16 protein-coding genes are annotated in these 16630 nt (G+C 65.3%); 6 read left to right on the top strand and 10 right to left on the bottom strand.

The window, feature by feature from the left end:
* The first annotated feature begins 76 nt into the window (after positions 1 to 76).
* Complete coding sequence (locus I6F20_RS32650; protein WP_036026186.1) at positions 77 to 325, top strand: hypothetical protein; 249 nt, start codon at positions 77 to 79, stop codon at positions 323 to 325.
* A gap of 9 nt (positions 326 to 334) precedes the next feature.
* On the opposite strand, the gene I6F20_RS32645 is transcribed toward I6F20_RS32650, so the two are convergent.
* Positions 335 to 1270, bottom strand: coding sequence for an alpha/beta hydrolase (locus tag I6F20_RS32645; RefSeq protein ID WP_225129840.1), 936 nt, complete (start codon positions 1268 to 1270; stop codon positions 335 to 337).
* A 220-nt stretch (positions 1271 to 1490) separates the two neighbouring features.
* On the opposite strand from I6F20_RS32645, the gene I6F20_RS32640 reads away from it, so the two are divergent.
* Complete coding sequence (locus I6F20_RS32640; protein ID WP_225113763.1) at positions 1491 to 2378, top strand: branched-chain amino acid aminotransferase; 888 nt, start codon at positions 1491 to 1493, stop codon at positions 2376 to 2378.
* A 104-nt stretch (positions 2379 to 2482) separates the two neighbouring features.
* On the opposite strand, the gene I6F20_RS32635 is transcribed toward I6F20_RS32640, so the two are convergent.
* Both I6F20_RS32635 and phaR read right to left on the bottom strand, forming a co-directional pair.
* Positions 2483 to 3004: a class I SAM-dependent methyltransferase gene (locus tag I6F20_RS32635; RefSeq protein ID WP_225129838.1), complete on the bottom strand. Its 522-nt coding sequence runs from the start codon at positions 3002 to 3004 to the stop codon at positions 2483 to 2485.
* 136 nt (positions 3005 to 3140) lie between these two features.
* A complete protein-coding gene (gene phaR, locus I6F20_RS32630; RefSeq protein WP_027577426.1) occupies positions 3141 to 3731 on the bottom strand; it encodes a polyhydroxyalkanoate synthesis repressor PhaR in 591 nt (196 codons plus the stop codon).
* Between the two features lie 312 nt (positions 3732 to 4043).
* On the opposite strand from phaR, the gene I6F20_RS32625 reads away from it, so the two are divergent.
* The 3 genes from I6F20_RS32625 to yddG all read left to right on the top strand — a co-directional run bounded on the left by I6F20_RS32625 (position 4044) and on the right by yddG (position 7203).
* Positions 4044 to 5222, top strand: coding sequence for an acetyl-CoA C-acetyltransferase (locus I6F20_RS32625; protein WP_036026194.1), 1179 nt, complete (start codon positions 4044 to 4046; stop codon positions 5220 to 5222).
* A 243-nt stretch (positions 5223 to 5465) separates the two neighbouring features.
* Positions 5466 to 6191: an acetoacetyl-CoA reductase gene (gene phbB, locus I6F20_RS32620; protein ID WP_036014745.1), complete on the top strand. Its 726-nt coding sequence runs from the start codon at positions 5466 to 5468 to the stop codon at positions 6189 to 6191.
* Positions 6192 to 6333: 142 nt separating this feature from the next.
* Positions 6334 to 7203, top strand: coding sequence for an aromatic amino acid exporter YddG (gene yddG / locus I6F20_RS32615; RefSeq protein ID WP_157287489.1), 870 nt, complete (start codon positions 6334 to 6336; stop codon positions 7201 to 7203).
* Positions 7204 to 7214: 11 nt separating this feature from the next.
* Here the strand turns inward: yddG and I6F20_RS32610 are convergent, their stop codons facing one another.
* Together I6F20_RS32610 and gloB are read right to left on the bottom strand one after the other, a co-directional pair.
* Entirely contained in the window at positions 7215 to 7637 is a 423-nt protein-coding gene (locus I6F20_RS32610; RefSeq protein ID WP_225129837.1) for a cupin domain-containing protein, read from the bottom strand.
* Positions 7638 to 7673: 36 nt separating this feature from the next.
* Entirely contained in the window at positions 7674 to 8441 is a 768-nt protein-coding gene (gene gloB / locus I6F20_RS32605; RefSeq protein WP_225129835.1) for a hydroxyacylglutathione hydrolase, read from the bottom strand.
* 108 nt (positions 8442 to 8549) lie between these two features.
* Between gloB and I6F20_RS32600 the strand changes: the two genes are divergently transcribed.
* On the top strand, positions 8550 to 9296 hold the full coding sequence (locus tag I6F20_RS32600; RefSeq protein ID WP_036014737.1) for a methyltransferase domain-containing protein: 747 nt from the start codon (positions 8550 to 8552) through the stop codon (positions 9294 to 9296).
* A 110-nt stretch (positions 9297 to 9406) separates the two neighbouring features.
* Here I6F20_RS32600 and I6F20_RS32595 read toward each other — a convergent pair whose 3' ends face one another.
* The 5 genes from I6F20_RS32595 to I6F20_RS32575 form a co-directional block, all read right to left on the bottom strand.
* Positions 9407 to 10165 carry a DUF4167 domain-containing protein gene (locus I6F20_RS32595; protein WP_036042629.1) on the bottom strand — a complete coding sequence of 253 codons (759 nt, stop codon included), beginning with the start codon at positions 10163 to 10165 and terminating at the stop codon, positions 9407 to 9409.
* 461 nt (positions 10166 to 10626) lie between these two features.
* Positions 10627 to 11508: a peptide chain release factor N(5)-glutamine methyltransferase gene (gene prmC, locus I6F20_RS32590; RefSeq protein WP_036026207.1), complete on the bottom strand. Its 882-nt coding sequence runs from the start codon at positions 11506 to 11508 to the stop codon at positions 10627 to 10629.
* Positions 11509 to 11511: 3 nt separating this feature from the next.
* A complete protein-coding gene (gene prfA, locus I6F20_RS32585; RefSeq protein ID WP_036026209.1) occupies positions 11512 to 12597 on the bottom strand; it encodes a peptide chain release factor 1 in 1086 nt (361 codons plus the stop codon).
* Between the two features lie 59 nt (positions 12598 to 12656).
* Positions 12657 to 14924 carry a phosphoenolpyruvate--protein phosphotransferase gene (gene ptsP / locus I6F20_RS32580; protein WP_036014720.1) on the bottom strand — a complete coding sequence of 756 codons (2268 nt, stop codon included), beginning with the start codon at positions 14922 to 14924 and terminating at the stop codon, positions 12657 to 12659.
* Between the two features lie 336 nt (positions 14925 to 15260).
* Positions 15261 to 16517, bottom strand: a complete 1257-nt coding sequence (locus tag I6F20_RS32575) for an aspartate kinase (RefSeq protein ID WP_036014718.1) — start codon at positions 16515 to 16517, stop codon at positions 15261 to 15263.
* Positions 16518 to 16630: the final 113 nt, after the last annotated feature.

The raw sequence follows: 16630 nt of genomic DNA, 5'->3' as shown, positions 1-16630 counted from the left end.
TGCGCGGTTACCCTGGCGTGATCGCACTGACACACTCGCCCGCCACAGTGCAGGCCGAAGAATGGAGGAGACAGCCATGAACACGTCACGCCGCATCCTGCTCACCGGTCTGGCGGGGCTTGCCGTTACTCCCGGTGCTGCGGTGGCTGCTGCACCCACAGCCGAGCCCGGCAAGGCGACGGTTGCGGAGGAACGTTTCGCGCGCACGATTGCGGCGGCGCATGCGCCCGACAGCACCTGCGCATGGCAGGCGGAGCATTATGCGGAAGCGCACTGGCCGGAATATGTCGCGGCGGCGCGCGCGGTGATCGGCGCGCGCGTATGATTGACGCTGTCAGGTCTTCACCGCGCGCCGCACCTGTTCGCCGATTTGCGACAGCACGAGCTGTGCCTGCGGCAGGATTGCGCCCATGGCGTGGAAATTGTGAACCATGCCATCGTGGCAGACATGCTCGACCGCGACCCCCGCGGCGAGCAGCTTGCGGGCATAGGCATTGCCCTCGTCACGCATCGGGTCGTACTCGGCGGTGTGGATGATCGCGGTCGGCAGGCCCGTGAGGCGCGTCGCGCGCAACGGAGAGACGCGGGGATCGGCAGGATCGATGCCATCGGGCAGATAATCGGAAAGATCGGCTTCGATCGTGGCGCGATCGATCAGATGGCCCTCGGCAAAGGCCTCGCGCGAAGGCGAGGTTTCCTCGAAATCCAGCACCGGGCAGATCAGGCACTGCGCGGCGATGGAGAGGCCGGCGGTCTGCGCCGCATTCTGGCACACGATCGCCGCGAGTGTGGCGCCGGCGGAATCGCCGCCGATCACCAGGCGGTCAGCGTCGATGCCGAGCGATGCCGCCTCGCGCGCCACCCATTCGGTGGCCGCGATCGCGTCGTCGACCGCGGCAGGGAATCTGTGCTCCGGCGCGAGCCGGTAATCGACCGACACGAGGCGGCAGCCGGTGGCATGCGCCAGCGCCGCGGCGATGCGCTCGTGCGTGGCAATGCTGCCGGCGACGAGCCCGCCGCCATGAAAGAACACGAAGCCCGGTGCGGGCGCTTCAGTGCCTGCCGGCGTGTAGAGGCGATAGGGCAGCTCGCCGCCGGGACCGGGCAGCCTGCCGTCGGAGGTCGTCACATCCGGCGCCTCGGCCCGGGCGAACTGCATCAGCTTTGCCAGCGATTGCCGCCGCACCTCCACACTCGGGCGGCTCCGCGCCCGCGGCGCAGCCGCAGCCATCATGGTCAACAAACGCTTTGCGAGCGGATCGAGCGGCATGGATTCTTCCTTCTCCCCTTGTGGGAGAAGGTGGCGCGCAGCGCCGGATGAGGGGTTTTCTCCGCAGGTGAGTTCGCGGATGGATACCCCTCACCCGTCTCGCCGCTACGCGGCGAGCCACCCTCTCCCACAAGGGGAGAGGGTAACTCACCATTTCCTCGCAGCAAATCGTTTAGAAATTGGGACAATAGTGCCGGATCGTTCGAAAAGGAGGCCGGTCATGGCCGAGATCAAGAAGCCCATCGACTACTCGCCGAGCTGGACCTTCTTCGAGGGCAAATGGCACGAGGGCAACGTGCCGATCATGGGGCCGCGCACGCATGCGGCCTGGCTCGGCTCGATCGTGTTCGACGGCGCTCGCGCTTTCGAGGGCGTCGCACCGGATCTCGATCGTCACGTGGCCCGCGCCAATCAATCCGCGATCAGTTTCGGCCTGAAGCCGGTGGTCGATACCGACACCTGGCTGACGCTCGCGAACGAAGGCATCGCGCGCTTTGCCGGAAATGCCGAGCTCTATATCCGTCCGATGTACTGGGCGCAGAACGGAAGCGGCGGCGGCGTGCTGTTCGACCCCGAGACCACCAATTGGTGCCTGTGCATCTACGAAGCGCCGATGCCAAAGCCCGTCGGCAACGCGATCACCTTGTCGCCGTTTCGTAGGCCGACGGCCGAATGCGCGCCGGTCGAAGCCAAGGCCGCCTGCCTCTACCCGAACAATTCGCGCGCACTCGCCGAAGCTGCGTCGCGCGGCTTCCAGAACGCGCTGATGCTCGACATGCTCGGCAACGTCGCCGAGTTCGGCAATTCCAACGTGTTCATGGCCAGGGATGGCGTGGTGTTCACGCCGGTGCCGAACGGCACCTTCCTCAACGGCATCACGCGCCAGCGCGTCATCAGCCTGCTTCGCGCCGACGGCGTCACCGTGGTCGAGAAGACGCTGCGCTACGCCGATTTCCTGACCGCCGACGAGATCTTTTCGACCGGCAATTTCGCCAAGGTCGCGCCCGTGATCCGCATCGACGAGCGCGAGCTGAAGCCGGGCCCGTTCTACGCCAAGGCGCGCAAGCTCTACTGGGACTTTGCGCATGCGATGAAGATGGCGGCTTGATCCGGAGTCTCTGTCGTCATGCCGGGGCTTGACCCGGGCATCCACGTTCTTCGCGTCGAGCGTCAAGACGTGGATGGCCGGGTCAAGCCCGGCCATGACGAGAACTATTTCTGCCGCCGAAACCGGCTGAACTGAAACGCCTGCGTCGAATGCCACGGCGTGTGGTGCGTCTCGCTGCGCGTCTCGACCAGTTTATATTCCGGCCCGAGCTCCGCCGCAAGGCTCGCGCTGTCGTGGCGCTGCACCGGCAGGCCGCTGCATTTCTCGGGACCATCGGGTGCAAACGTCGCAATGATGACGTGGCCGCCAGGTCTGACCGCCGACCGCAGGCGCTCCACGTAAGCGACCCTGTCGCGCGGGTCAGTCAGGAAGTGAAACGCTGCGCGATCGTGCCAGACATCGTAGGTCCTGGTCGGACGCCACATCGTGGCATCGGCAACGATCCAGTCGACCGTCGAAGCGGCCGGACCGATGCGCTTCTTCGCCGCCGCGAGCGCATTGGCAGAAAGATCCAGCACGGCGATGTCGCGATAGCCGTCCTGCAACAGCGCATCGACCAGGCGCGATGCGCCGCCGCCGACATCGATGATGGTCGTGTCGCGATCGGAGCCGGCTGCGCGAATCATCGCGAGCGAGATCGCGGGGCTATCTTGATACCAGCTGACCTCGGCCTCGCCCTTGGCGGCGTAGACATGGTCCCAATGGTTGCTTCGGTCAGACGTGGCTCGCCCTCCGCGTACAGGGGCCGGCGCGAATGAAAGACTATTCGTCCTTCTTCGACATCCGCTCGAGGCGCTCCTGCATTTCCTTCATCTGCTGGCGCAGCTCGTCGATGTTGCTGTCCTTTGGCGCCTCGGCATTCGCATCGGGCTCCGGCTCGGGCGTGGCCGCCGGACGAGGCGCTGCGAACGGCTTGAACATCGAGAAGGTCTGCTGGAACAGCTCCATGTTGCGGCGGACTTGCTCTTCCAACGGAGCAAAAGGAGTGCCGGACAGCGTATTGGCGATCTGCTTGCGGAACTTCTCCTGCTCCTGGGTCAGGGTCGCGATCGACTGCTCCAGATATTTCGGCACCACCATCTGCATGCTGTCGCCATAGAAGCGGATCAGCTGGCGAAGGAAGGTGGTCGGCAACAGGTTCTGGCCGGCCTTGTTCTCCTGCTCGAAGATGATCTGGGCGAGCACGGAGCGGGTGATGTCGTCGCCGGTCTTGGCGTCATAGACCAGGAAGTCTTCGCCGTCCTTGACCATCGCGGCGAGGTCTTCGAGCGTCACATAGGTGCTCGTTCCGGTGTTATAGAGCCGGCGGTTCGCGTATTTCTTGATTGTGGTGGGTTGGTCTGATTTCGCCATGGGCTCTCACTTGCAAACGCGGAGAACGGGAACCTGTCGGGCAATGCCGCAGGGCGGGAAGAGTACGCAACGCAACAAAATAAGCATTTTCAAAGGGCTCACGCTACCGTTTTGTGCGGCACGGTTAATTGCAGAGCAAAATCCTGCTTGCGAAAACGCCAAGAACGCTATTTTGAATGCGCTGCGGTATGAATTCGGGCCCCGGCCGATTGACATGCCTCAACGACGTTAACAGGATGGCTGACGAGACTGGCGATCGCTTTCCAGCCCGCCTGCCCCCTTCACAAGAACCTCAAGCCCCAGGAGATGCCCATGTCAGACGATGTCGTCATCGTCAGCGCCGCCCGCACCCCGGTCGGAAGCTTCAACGGAGCGTTCGCGACCCTTCCCGCCCATGACCTCGGCGCCGTTGCCATCAAGGCCGCGCTGGAGCGCGCCGGCATCGAGCCCGGCCGGGTCTCCGAAGTGATCATGGGTCAGATCCTGACCGCCGCCCAAGGCCAGAACCCGGCCCGCCAGGCGTCGATCGGCGCCGGCATTCCGGTGGAGAGCCCGGCTTGGGGCGTCAATCAGCTGTGTGGATCGGGCCTGCGCACGGTTGCGCTCGGTTACCAGGCGCTGCTCAACGGCGATTCCGAGATCGTGGTCGCCGGCGGGCAGGAATCGATGAGCATGGCCCCGCACGCTCAGCATCTGCGTGGCGGCGTGAAGATGGGCGGCCTGGAGCTGGTCGACACCATGATCAAGGACGGCCTGTGGGATGCCTTCAACGGCTACCACATGGGCAACACCGCCGAGAACGTCGCGCGGCAATGGCAGATCACCCGTGCCCAGCAGGACGAGTTCGCCGTGGCCTCGCAGCAGAAGGCCGAGGCGGCGCAGAAGGCCGGCAAGTTCAACGACGAGATCGTCCCCGTCACCATCAAGACCCGCAAGGGCGACGTCGTCGTCAGCGCCGACGAATATCCGCGCCATGGCGCCACGCTCGACGCGATGGCCAAGCTCAAGCCCGCCTTCGAGAAGGATGGCACGGTGACCGCGGGCTCGGCCTCGGGCATCAACGACGGCGCTGCCGCCGTGGTGCTGATGACCGCCAAGCAGGCCGCCAAGGAAGGCAAGAAGCCGCTCGCGCGCATCGTGTCCTGGGCGCAGGCGGGCGTCGATCCGAAGATCATGGGCTCGGGCCCGATCCCGGCCTCGCGCGCCGCGCTGAAGAAGGCCGGCTGGAGCGTCGGCGATCTCGATTTGATCGAGGCCAACGAAGCCTTCGCGGCACAGGCCTGCGCGGTCAACAAGGACCTCGGCTGGGATACCTCCAAGGTCAACGTCAACGGCGGTGCGATCGCGATCGGCCATCCGGTCGGCGCGTCCGGCGCACGCGTGCTGGTGACGCTGCTGCACGAAATGCAGAAGCGCGATTCGAAGAAGGGCTTGGCCACGCTGTGCATCGGCGGCGGCATGGGCATCGCCATGTGTGTGGCGCGCGACTGATCTTACGCGCAGCTGACGGGTGCGCCGCACACGTCAGCGCGTGCGTTGCACGCGACTAAAAAGGCAGCGGTTGCAAATCAAATATTCTTCGCAACCCGACAAGCCTCGACTAAAGAAAAACGCCCGGCTCGATGCCGGGCGTTTTGTTCTTGATGTCCGTCAAACCAACCGCATAATCCGTAGCTAAAAAGCGATCACGTCAGAAAAGTCCGAAGCGTCCAAGGAAGAGGGAAGGAATACGACATGGCACGTGTTGCATTGGTGACGGGTGGTACGCGGGGCATCGGTGCTGCGATCAGCAAGGCGCTGAAGGCCGCCGGCTACAAGGTTGCGGCGAGCTATGCCGGCAACGACGCTGCCGCGGAGAAATTCAAGGCCGAGACCGGCATTGCGGTTTACAAGTGGGACGTCAGCAGTTTCGAGGCCTGCGCCGAGGGCGTGAAGAAGGTCGAGGCCGAGGTCGGCCCGGTCGACGTGCTGGTCAACAATGCCGGCATCACCAAGGACGGTGCCTTCCACAAGATGACGCTTGAGCAGTGGAACGCCGTCATCAACACCAATCTCGGCTCGCTATTCAACATGTCGCGCCAGGTGATCGAAGGCATGCGCGGGCGCAAGTTCGGTCGCATCATCAACATTTCCTCGATCAACGGCCAGAAGGGGCAGTTCGGACAGGTCAACTACTCCGCAGCGAAAGCCGGCGAGATCGGTTTCACCAAGGCCCTGGCGCTGGAGAACGCCAAGGGCGGCATCACCGTGAATGCGATCTGTCCCGGCTACATCAATACCGAGATGGTGCAGGCAGTGCCGAAGGACGTGCTGGAGAAGGCGATCCTGCCGCTGATTCCGATCGGCCGTCTCGGCGAGCCCGAAGAGATCGCGCGTGCCGTCGTGTTCCTCGCCGCGGATGAGGCCGGCGCCATCACCGGCTCGACGCTGTCGGTCAACGGCGGCCAGTACATGGTGTGATGCGATCGCATCACGCAGGCTGATATTGTCCACATCGTCATGCCCGGGCTTGTCCCGGGCATCCACGGCCTTACAACAGCCGTCGCCACGGAAGAACGTGGATGGCCGGGACAAGCCCCGCCATGACGGAAACATTGGGCCAATGACTCCCCGCACTGCCACGCTGATCGGTCTGACCGCGATCCTGATGTGGTCGCTGCTGTCGGTGATGACGGTGGCGACCGGAAAGATCCCGGCGTTTCAGCTCGCTGCGATGACCTTCGCGATCGGCGGTGTCGTCGGCCTGCTCACCTGGATCGGGCGGAGCGAGGCGGCGAGAAGCTTGCGGCAACCGCTCGCCGTCTGGATCGTCGGCGTCGGCGGCCTGTTTGGCTATCACGCGCTGTATTTCCTCGCGCTGCGCTTCGCCCCGCCGGCCGAAGCCGGCCTTCTGAATTACCTGTGGCCGCTCTTGATCGTGCTGTTCTCGTCCTTCCTGCCGGGCGAGCGGCTGGCGGCGCACCACATCATCGGCGCCGTGCTCGGCCTCGTCGGCACGGTGCTGCTGTTCGCCGGCAACACCAGCGGTTTTGCGCCTGGAGCTGTGCCGGGTCTCATCGCGGCCTTCATCGCGGCGTTCGTCTGGGCGACCTATTCGGTGCTGTCGCGCCGGTTGAAAGCGGTGCCGACCGATGCGGTCGCGGGCTTCTGTCTTGCCACGGCAATATTGGCCGCGCTGATGCATGGTCTGCTTGAAACCACGGTCTGGCCGGAGACCACGGTGCAATGGCTCTCGGTCATCGCACTCGGCATCGGCCCGGTCGGTGCCGCGTTCTACGCCTGGGACATCGGCATGAAGCGCGGCGACATCCGTGTGCTCGGCGCCGCCTCCTACGCGACGCCATTGCTCTCGACGGGATTCCTCATCGCTGCCGGTTTCGCCAAGGCCAGCGCCAACATCGCCCTTGCTGCGATCCTCATTGCCGGGGGCGGCCTGATCGCGGCCAAGGACATGGTGCTGCGGAAGCGATGATTGGAGCGGAGCTACGGCTCCCAGCCGGACGGCGCGAGCTCGAAGCCTGCGAACTCGAATGCGGGTGCCACGGTGCAGCCGACCAGCGTCCACTCGCCGGTGGTTTCCGCCATCTGCCAGGCCCGCGCAGGCACGATCGCCTGCGGCCGCTCACCGCCGCCGAGGTCGGCGCCGAGCCGCACCTCGTGCTGCGAGCAGCCGTCATGGGCGATGCGCAGCGTCAAGGGGCTGCCGGCGTAATAGTGCCACGTCTCCACCGCATCGACGCGATGCCAGTGCGAACGCTCGCCGCGCGCGAGCAGGAAGTAGATCAGCGTCGAGCGCGAACGCCCGTTGGCGTCCGTGCTCTGGTCGCGAAACGTCTCGCGATAATGTCCGCCTTCCGGATGCGGGCGGAGCTCGAGGCGTGCGATGATCTCGGCTGCGGTCGGCATCGATCCTCGTCGGGAGTGTGCTTCAGGACTTGTGCGTCAGGATTTATTCTTGCGCTCGCGCAGTTCGCCGAACACCGCAGCGGGATCCGCGCCCTTCATATGCAGCTTGGCCGCGACCGCCGGCTCATCGGCGCGCAGGAACACGTTGGCGCGCTTCTCCTCGCCGAGCAGCGAGGGAATGGTCGGCTTGTTCTCGGCGCGCAGCTTTGTCACCTCCGCGGCGCGCGCCTGCAGCGCCGCGTTGTCCGGCTCGATGGTGAGCGCGAACTTGACGTTGAACGCCGTGTATTCGTGGCCGCAATAGAGCTTGAAGTCGTCGGGCAGGGCGCGCAGCTTCAGCAGCGAATCCCACATCATCGGATAGGTGCCCTCGAACACGCGGCCGCAGCCGATCGAGAACAGCGTGTCGGCGGCGAACACCGTCTTCTCATTGTCGAACACGTAGGAGATGTGGTCGAGCGTGTGGCCGGGCGTCTCCACGACACGCGCCAGCAGATTGCCGATCTTGACCACGTCGGCATTGGCGACGCGTTGGTCGACGTTGGCGATCTTCGTGGTCTTGTCGTGCGGCGCGACGACGCGGCAATTGTATTTCTGCTTGAGCTCGGCGACCCCGCCGACATGATCGCCATGATGATGGGTGATCAGAATGTCGGTGAGCTGCCAGCCCTCGCGCTCCAGGGCCTTGAGGATCGGGCCGGCCTCCGGCGCGTCGATCGAGGCCGTCGCTTTGGTTGCCACATCGTGGATCAGATAACCGAAATTGTCGTTTAAACAGTTGAAAGTACGAATTTCGGCGGCCATGTCATCTCCATCGCGCTCAGCCCCGCCAGACAAATATGGCGTTAACGTTGCGCAGGCAATGCAATATTCCGCGCGCAGCGGCGCCCTGGCGCATGTTACATTGCGGTCATGACCATCGACGTCGTCGACCTCCGCGAGTTCTATTCCCGCCGCCTCGGCATCGTGGCGCGGCAAATGATCAATCGCGGCATCAGGGAGCGTTGGCCCAGCGCCGAGGGCCAGCGCGTGCTCGGCGTCGGCTATCCCACACCCTATCTGGGGTTGTTCCGCGAGGACGCCGAGCGCTGCCTCGCCTTCATGCCGGCGGCGCAGGGTGTCCTGAAATGGCCGACGGGACGGCCCGCGCTGGCCTCGCTGGTGGATGAGTTCTCGCTGCCGCTTCCCGACGCCGCGGTCGACCGCATTCTCCTGGTGCACGCGCTGGAGATGTCGGACGATCCGGCCGCATTGCTGCGCGAGGTGTGGCGCGTGCTGTCGCCCTCTGGGCGCGTCATCGCCGTGATCCCGAACCGGCGTGGGGTGTGGACCCGCACCGACAGCACGCCGTTCGGCCATGGCCGGCCCTATTCGCGCTCGCAGATCACCGAGCTGTTGCGCCAGACCTGGTTCACGCCGACCGCTTGGGGCGAGGCGCTGTTCATGCCGCCCTATGCCGGCGGCTGGGTGTTGAAATCGGCCCAGATGTGGGAACGTGCCGGTGCGGCGCTGTCACTGCCTTTTGCCGGCGTCCACATCGTGGAGGCGACCAAGCAGGTCTACCGCGCGATCCCCGCCAAGCGCGAGCGGGCGCGGCTGATTCCCTCGCTCGCCAAGCCCGTGCTGGTGCCATCCTCGACGACGGTGACGCGCAGTTAGCTTCACCTCTCCCTTCCGGAGAGGTGGGTCTGTGTCCGGCCAACGCACAGCGTCAAAAGCAAATCGTCCCGGCGAGGCCGGGACGATTCGAGTCGGAAAGTCAGAAGAGCTTACTCGCCGGGGGCGACTTCGTCGCTGGAAGCAACCGGAGCGGCTTCACGCTCCGGGCGCGGGCCATGCGGCCGGCGCCGCCGACGCGGATAGCGCTCGCCGCCACCGCCGCCCTCGAAGCCGCCCTGATTGCCGTTCACCTGCGGCTGCGCGCCGGTGATGAAGGAGGGTAGGCGGTCGACGCCGCCATCGGCGATGACAGGCTGCGGCTGGTTGGCGGGTTGCGGCTGATATTGCGGCTGCGGACGGTGATCGCGTTCGCGGTGCTCGCGCGGCTGCTGATTGTCGCGCTGATAGGGCGGCTGGTTGTCGCGCGGCTGGTGATCACGCTGGTGATGATCGCGTTGGCCGTCGCGGTCGCGCATGAAGGGCTGCGGCTGGGGCTGCGGGACGAAGCCGGGCTCCTGGCCGAAGGCCGAGAAATTCTCACCGTCGTCCTCGCCCTCGTCGCTGCTGGCGATGGGCTCATCGCCGCGCGGCTGCTGGTTCTGACGGAACTGCTCCTGAGCCGCCGCGATCAGGCGGAAATAATGCTCGGCGTGCTGGTAGTAGTTCTCGGCTGCAACGGGATCGCCGGAGGAGCGCGCGTCACGTGCAAGCTGGAGATACTTTTCGGCGATGTGCGAAGCAGTGCCGCGAATCTTGATGTCGGGTCCGTTGGATTCGTAGACCCGGGTCATCGGGTTCTGGCCGCGCCGGTTGTTGTTGTTATTGTTGTTGCGGTTGCGCATCCGCTGCTTGTTCTGACCGTTTCTCATGTCCTGCCTTTAATTCCAGCCCTAAAGGTTGCACGCATTACTGATTGCTAGGAGTGACCTGGTGACAGTGGCTCACATGTCTTGCGCGCACCGCGCAAAAGCGGATCCAACCCTGCCGATGTTCGTCGACCGTCGCGTTCAACAAAGACGCGTTCCCCACCCGCCAGCATCCATTGCCAGCGAACCCATTCATTTCGCCTGCCGAAACAAGCCCAGCTTTCTTGCGTAAGTGTTCAAGCGCAATATCAGGCTTTCGTTCACTTGCGGTCGGAGAGAGCAGCGCAGCTCCACTGGCCATCGCGCTCAACAGGACCTGCGGCTTGGAACCTTCAATCAGTAAAGCTCTCGCCCGAGAGCCCGGCTTTCGCCCGTAGGTCTACGGGGCCGGCACCGATGTGTTGACCGGAACGTAGTCGTTCCCACGGGATATTCCAAGTGGTTTTTGCAGGCCAATCCGGCTTTTATGGGGGCATTTTTCGGGCCGAAACGGCCCGCGGAATGCCCGCCAAGTCGGCCTTGGGTGACCTGTCCAGCGATAACGCGGCGGCCCTCATCAAGGTTTCAATATTTTGGGCCTGGCCCTGTCCAGCCTCGACGACCAGGGCGCCGCCGGGGGCGAGCCGCTCGCTCGCCTGCGGGATCAGGGCGCGATAGGCGTCGTATCCGTCATTGCCGCCGTCGAGCGCCAGATGCGGGTCGTGCTCGCGCACCTCGACGCTCAATTTCGGAATTTCAGCCGAGGGAATATAGGGCGGATTCGACACGATGAGGTCGAACGGGCCACCGAGCGCCGCGGCGTAGGAACAGGCGACGAAGGCGGCGCGGTCGGCGAGTCCCAGCGCCGCGGCATTGTCCCTGGCGGTCATGAGCGCGTTCTGGCTGAGATCGGTACCGACGCCGAACGCATCGGGGATTTCGTGCAACAGCGCGAGCAGGATCGCGCCCGAGCCGGTGCCGATGTCGGCGATCCGCGGCGGGTGAGATGCCTCCCGCTCGCGGAGAATCTCGAGCGCAAGCTCAACCACGGTCTCGGTATCGGGGCGCGGCACCAGGGTTGCTTCCGACAGGCGGAACGGCAAGCCCCAGAATTCGCGCGTCCCGAGAATGCGCGACACCGGCTCGCCGGCGATGCGGCGCTGTGCATGTTGCGTGAGCCGCGATGCTTCGGCCGCGGTCAGGAGACGGGCCGCCTGCGTGACCAGGCCGGTGAGGTCGAGGCCGAGTGCCGCACTGATCAGGATGCGCGCGTCGAGCTCGGCTTCGTCGAGCCGTGCCGATCTCAGTTGCGCAGCCAGCGCCCGCCGCGCGCTCTCGATGGATTGTCCGGTGAAGGGGTTGCTCACGCCTCAGGCCGCCGCGCCTTGCGCAGCGAGCTGTGCGGCCTGGTGCTCCGTCGTCAGTGCGTCGATCAGTTCGCCGAGCGCTTCACCCGCGATCACCTGCGGCAGCTTGTAGAGCGTGAGGTTGATGCGATGATCGGTGACGCGTCCTTGCGGAAAATTGTAGGTGCGGATGCGCTCGGAGCGGTCGCCGGAGCCGACCTTCTCCTTGCGCTCGGCCGAGCGCGCCGCCTCGACGCGTTGCCGCTCGGCGTCATAGATGCGCGAGCGCAGGATGTTCATGGCGGAGGCGCGATTCTTGTGCTGCGAGCGGCTGTCCTGCATCATCACCACGATGCCGGTCGGGATGTGGGTGATGCGGATCGCCGATTCCGTCTTGTTGACGTGCTGGCCACCGGCGCCCCCTGCGCGCATGGTTTCGATGCGCAGGTCGTCGTTCTTGATGTCCACGTCGACGTCCTCGACCTCGGGCAGCACGGCGACCGTCGCGGCGGAGGTGTGGATGCGCCCCTGCGTCTCGGTGTCGGGCACGCGCTGCACGCGGTGCACGCCGGATTCGAATTTCAGCTTGGAGAATGCGCCGCGGCCCTGGATCTCGGCGATGATTTCCTTGTAGCCGCCGACGGTGCCTTCACTGGCGGAGATCACCTCGACCTTCCAGCCCTGCAAGCTGGCGAAGCGCTCGTACATCCGGAACAGGTCGCCGGCGAACAGCGAAGCCTCGTCGCCGCCGGTGCCGGCGCGGATTTCCAGCACGACGTTGCGGTCGTCCATGGCGTCCTTGGGCAGGAGCGCGACGCGGATCTTCTGGACCAGTTCCTCGATTTTCGGCGCGAGCTCGTCGCGTTCGGCTTCCGCCATGCCGCGCATCTCGGCATCGGTGGCGGCATCGGCGATCAACGCGTCGGTGTCGGCGAGCTCCTTGACGGCGGCGCGATAGGACTTCACCGCCTCGATCAGGGGCGTGAGCTCGGCGAGCTCGCGCGTGATCTGCACGTAACGCTCGGAGGCGAGCTGTCCGAGCGATTCGGCCTCGAGCGAAGCGTGATGCGCGAGCAGGACGTCCAGTTTGGCTTCGGGAAGTGACGACATCGGTTCTGTCTCAAAGTGCGGAAGGAGGCGAGGGCGGCGGGAAGCTGGCGACAGGCCCGCTACAACGCAAGGCCCTCGGCCTCGGCAAATTCCGTCAGCTTCTGCCGGATCGAGACGCTGCCCGCAGGCGCATCCAGCAGAGGGCCCAGCATCGCTTCGGCCTTCTTGGCGTCGAGGTCGAGCACCATCGCCTTGACCGGGCCGAGCGCGGTCGCCGAGAGCGAGAGCGAGCGGTAGCCCAGCGCAATCAGCGCCAGTGCGCCGATCGGCTTGGAGGCCATCTCGCCGCACAGCGAGAGCGACTTCTGCGCCGCGTGCGCCTTGCGCGCGATGTCACGCAAGGCGCGCATGATCGGCGCCGACATGGTGTCGAAGCGCTCGGAGACCTTGGCGTTGCCGCGGTCGACCGCGAACAGGAACTGGAACAGATCGTTGGAGCCGACCGAGATGAAATCGACCTTCTTCAATAGCTCGTCGAGCTGGTAGAGCAGGGCGGGCACCTCGACCATGGTGCCGATGTCGATTCGTTCAGGCAGCGTGTGGCCGTGCTGGCGGAGGTATGTGAGCTCGCGCTCGACCAGCGCCTTGGCCGAGTCGAATTCGGCGACCTCCGAGATCATCGGGAACATGATGCGCAGCGCGCGGCCGCCGCCGGCGCGCAGCAGCGCGCGGATTTGGCCGCGCAACAGGCCGGGACGATCGAGCCCGAGCCGGATCGCGCGCCAGCCGAGCGCGGGGTTTTCCTCGATCACCGCTTCCATATAGGGCAGCGCCTTGTCGCCGCCGATATCGAGCGTGCGGAAGGTGACGGGCTTAGGTCCGGCGGCATCGAGCACGGTGCGATAGAGCGCGAGCTGGTCGCTGGTGCGCGGCAGGCTCTGACCGACCATGAATTGCAGCTCGGTGCGGAACAGGCCGATGCCGGCACTGCCGGTGTCCTCGATATGCGGCAGGTCGATCGCAAGACCTGCGTTGATCATCAGCTCGACCTTCTGGCCGTCCCTGGTGACGCAGGGCCGGTCGCGCAGCGCCAGGTACTGCGCCTGGCGGCGGGCGCGGAAGCGCACGCGCTCGGCGAAGGCCGCCTCGATCTCCTGCGACGGGCGCACATAGATCGAGCCCGAGGTGCCGTCGACGATGATGGCGTCGCCGGGATCGGCGATTCCAGGCGCGTTCGGCACCTCGCCGACCGCAGGGATGCCCAGCGCCCGCGCCACGATCGAGACGTGCGAGTTCGCGGTGCCTTCCTCCAGCACGATGCCGCGCAGGCGCTTGCGGTCGTAGTCGAGCAGCGCCGCCGGGCCCATCGCGCGGGCGATGACGATGGCGTTGTCGGGCAGCTGCTCGCGCGAGGGCGCATGATCCTGGCCGACCAGCTGCCGCATCAGGCGGTAGCCGAGGTCTTCCAGATCGTGCAGCCGGTCGCGCAAATAGGGGTCGGTCGAGCGCAGCATGCGCGCGCGGGTGTCCGACTGGACGCGCTCGACCGCGGCTTCCGCGGTGAGGCCGGTCGCGACCGCCTCGTGCAGCTTGTGCGACCAGCCCTGGTCGTTGGCGAACATGCGATAGGCTTCAAGCACCTCACGGTGCTCGCCGCCTTCGGCGACGTCGCCGCGCTCCAGCATGCGGTCGAGATCGGCACGCAGCTTGGCGAGCGCAGTATCGAGCCGCTTGATCTCCTTCGGCAGGTCTTCGGCGATGTAGTCCTTGATGACGACGCGCGGCTCGTGCAGCACGACATGGCCGAGCGCGATGCCCTCCGACAGGATGGCACCGACTTTCTGCGCCGAATGGCGCGCCGCCGGCTCCTGGCCCGGCTGCGCCAGCGCGGAGAGTTCGCCGGAGGCGATCAGCTCGGCCAGCACCATCGCGGTGGTCTGGAGCGCCTCGAGCTCCTCCTCGACATAATTGCGCTTGGCGCGATTCTGCACCACCAGCACGCCGAGCGTGTTGCCGGCGCGCAGGATCGGCACGCCGAGGAAGGAATGGTAGATTTCTTCGCCGGTCTCGGGCCGGAACGAGAACGCCGGGTGGCTCTGCGCGTCGCTCAAATTGAGCGGCGTCGCCTCGCTGGCGACGAGGCCGACCAGGCCCTCATGGGCGCTGAGCACGGTGTGGTGCACCGCCTCGCGGTTGAGACCTTCGGTGGCGTAGAGCTCGAGCGTATTGTCGATGCGCAGCACATAGACCGAGCACACCTCGGCCACCATGTTGGCGGCGATCAGCACCACGATCTTGTCCAGCCGCTCCTGGGCCGAGACCTGCTCCGCCATGGTCTCGCGGAGCCGTCTCAACAAGACGCGGGGACCTCCCGACGCGCTCCGCATGAACCGTCAATCTCCTCCATCGGCCGGGCCCGGCGATATCGGCCGGCGGCTGGACCAAAATTCCAGAAAAACAATCAAATTGTTTGTCCGGCGCAGGCACAAGCCCAAATCCACGGGAGATTGAGTGCTCGTACCGAATCAGCGCCGCCTGAACTGGGACACAGTCTGCGGCAGCCCACCCTGTCCGCCGTATAGCGAATTGAGGCTTGTTTTGCCAAGCAAAACGCCTGCCAAACGCGAAGGTGTGTACACCTTCGCGTTTGCTGCGACCGCTAAGAGAAAATTAGCCTTTTGGCACTGTCCGGAAAAGTGCGAAGCGGTTTTCCGGAAAGACCGTCAGGTCTGATCGAGACCGTAGAGCGTATGCAAGGTGCGCACCGCAAGCTCGGTATAGGCGGTATCGATCAAGACCGAAAATTTGATCTCGGAGGTTGTAATGGCCCGAATGTTGATGTTCCGCCCGGCGAGCGCCGAGAACGCCTGGGCGGCGACGCCGGCATGGCTGCGCATGCCGCTGCCGATCACCGAGATCTTGGCGACATCGGTGGCGGTATCGAGCCGCGCATAGCCGATCTTGGCCTTGGCTGCGGTAATCGTATCCTTGGCGCGGGTGAAGTCGGCGGCCGGCACGGTGAAGGTGAGGTCGGTGGTCTTGCCGTCCTCGGACACATTCTGCACGATCATGTCGACGTTGATATTGGCATCAGCCAGCGGGCCGAAGATCGAGGCCGCAACGCCGGGCTTGTCCTCGATCTGGCGCACCGAGATCTGAGCCTCGTCCTTGGAGAAGGCGATACCGGTGACGACGTGGCTTTCCATGATCTCCTCCTCGCTGCAGATCAGCGTGCCGGGCGGCTGGTTGGCATGCGGGTCGATATCCTCGGGCTTATCGAAGCTCGAGCGGACGAAGATCGGCATGTTGTGGACCATGCCGAGTTCCACCGAGCGGACCTGGAGCACCTTGGCGCCCTGCGAGGCCAGTTCCAGCATGTCTTCGAATGCGATCTTGTCGAGCCTCTTGGCCTTCGGCACGATTCGCGGGTCGGTGGTGTAGACGCCGTCGACGTCGGTGTAGATGTCGCAGCGGTCGGCCTTGACGGCGGCGGCGATCGCCACGGCCGAGGTGTCGGAGCCGCCACGGCCGAGCGTGGTGATGCGACCCGTCTCGGGGTTGATGCCCTGGAAGCCGGCGATGACCGCGACCTCCTTTCGGTCCTTGAAGCGCTTGATGATCTCGCTGCCGTCGATGTCCTCGATCCGGGCCGAGGCATGGGCGTCGCTGGTCTTGATCGGGATCTGCCAGCCCTGCCACGAGCGGGCTTGGATGCCCATGCCCTGGAGCACGATGGCAAGAAGGCCGGACGTCACCTGTTCGCCCGAGGCGACCACGGCGTCATATTCGCGCGCGTCGTGCATCGGCGAGGCCTCGGTGCACCAGGCGACCAACTCGTTGGTCTTGCCGGCCATCGCCGAGACGACCACGGCCACTTCGTGGCCGGCATCGACCTCACGCTTCACATGGCGTGCGACGTTGCGGATACGTTCGATGTTGGCGACGGACGTGCCGCCGAATTTCATCACGAGGCGGCTCATGACGACGCGTGCATTCCTTCATAAGGATCAGTATGGTGGCCCGCACTGGACGGGTGCCTCGGGGACACCGACCGCGCGTATACAGAGCGGCGGGGCCGGGGGCAAGCGGGTTC

Source organism: Bradyrhizobium sp. IC3123 (assembly GCF_020193625.1).
Taxonomy (GTDB): Bacteria; Pseudomonadota; Alphaproteobacteria; order Rhizobiales; family Xanthobacteraceae; genus Bradyrhizobium; species Bradyrhizobium yuanmingense.
Note: the sequence above shows the minus strand (reverse complement) of the source record. Positions and strands in the feature narration are given on the sequence as shown.

Bases quoted from the DNA above. Each gene is read 5' to 3' on its own strand.
- gloB (WP_225129835.1), bottom strand. From the start codon at position 8,441: ATGGCCGCCGAAATTCGTACTTTCAACTGTTTAAACGACAATTTCGGT.
- I6F20_RS32575 (WP_036014718.1), bottom strand. From the start codon at position 16,517: ATGAGCCGCCTCGTGATGAAATTCGGCGGCACGTCCGTCGCCAACATC.
- I6F20_RS32635 (WP_225129838.1), bottom strand. From the start codon at position 3,004: ATGATTCGCGCAGCCGGCTCCGATCGCGACACGACCATCATCGATGTC.
- I6F20_RS32625 (WP_036026194.1), top strand. From the start codon at position 4,044: ATGTCAGACGATGTCGTCATCGTCAGCGCCGCCCGCACCCCGGTCGGA.
- phbB (WP_036014745.1), top strand. From the start codon at position 5,466: ATGGCACGTGTTGCATTGGTGACGGGTGGTACGCGGGGCATCGGTGCT.
- prfA (WP_036026209.1), bottom strand. From the start codon at position 12,597: ATGTCGTCACTTCCCGAAGCCAAACTGGACGTCCTGCTCGCGCATCAC.
- I6F20_RS32650 (WP_036026186.1), top strand. From the start codon at position 77: ATGAACACGTCACGCCGCATCCTGCTCACCGGTCTGGCGGGGCTTGCC.
- I6F20_RS32645 (WP_225129840.1), bottom strand. From the start codon at position 1,270: ATGCCGCTCGATCCGCTCGCAAAGCGTTTGTTGACCATGATGGCTGCG.
- I6F20_RS32610 (WP_225129837.1), bottom strand. From the start codon at position 7,637: ATGCCGACCGCAGCCGAGATCATCGCACGCCTCGAGCTCCGCCCGCAT.
- phaR (WP_027577426.1), bottom strand. From the start codon at position 3,731: ATGGCGAAATCAGACCAACCCACCACAATCAAGAAATACGCGAACCGC.
- I6F20_RS32640 (WP_225113763.1), top strand. From the start codon at position 1,491: ATGGCCGAGATCAAGAAGCCCATCGACTACTCGCCGAGCTGGACCTTC.
- I6F20_RS32595 (WP_036042629.1), bottom strand. From the start codon at position 10,165: ATGAGAAACGGTCAGAACAAGCAGCGGATGCGCAACCGCAACAACAAT.
- ptsP (WP_036014720.1), bottom strand. From the start codon at position 14,924: ATGCGGAGCGCGTCGGGAGGTCCCCGCGTCTTGTTGAGACGGCTCCGC.
- I6F20_RS32600 (WP_036014737.1), top strand. From the start codon at position 8,550: ATGACCATCGACGTCGTCGACCTCCGCGAGTTCTATTCCCGCCGCCTC.
- yddG (WP_157287489.1), top strand. From the start codon at position 6,334: ATGACTCCCCGCACTGCCACGCTGATCGGTCTGACCGCGATCCTGATG.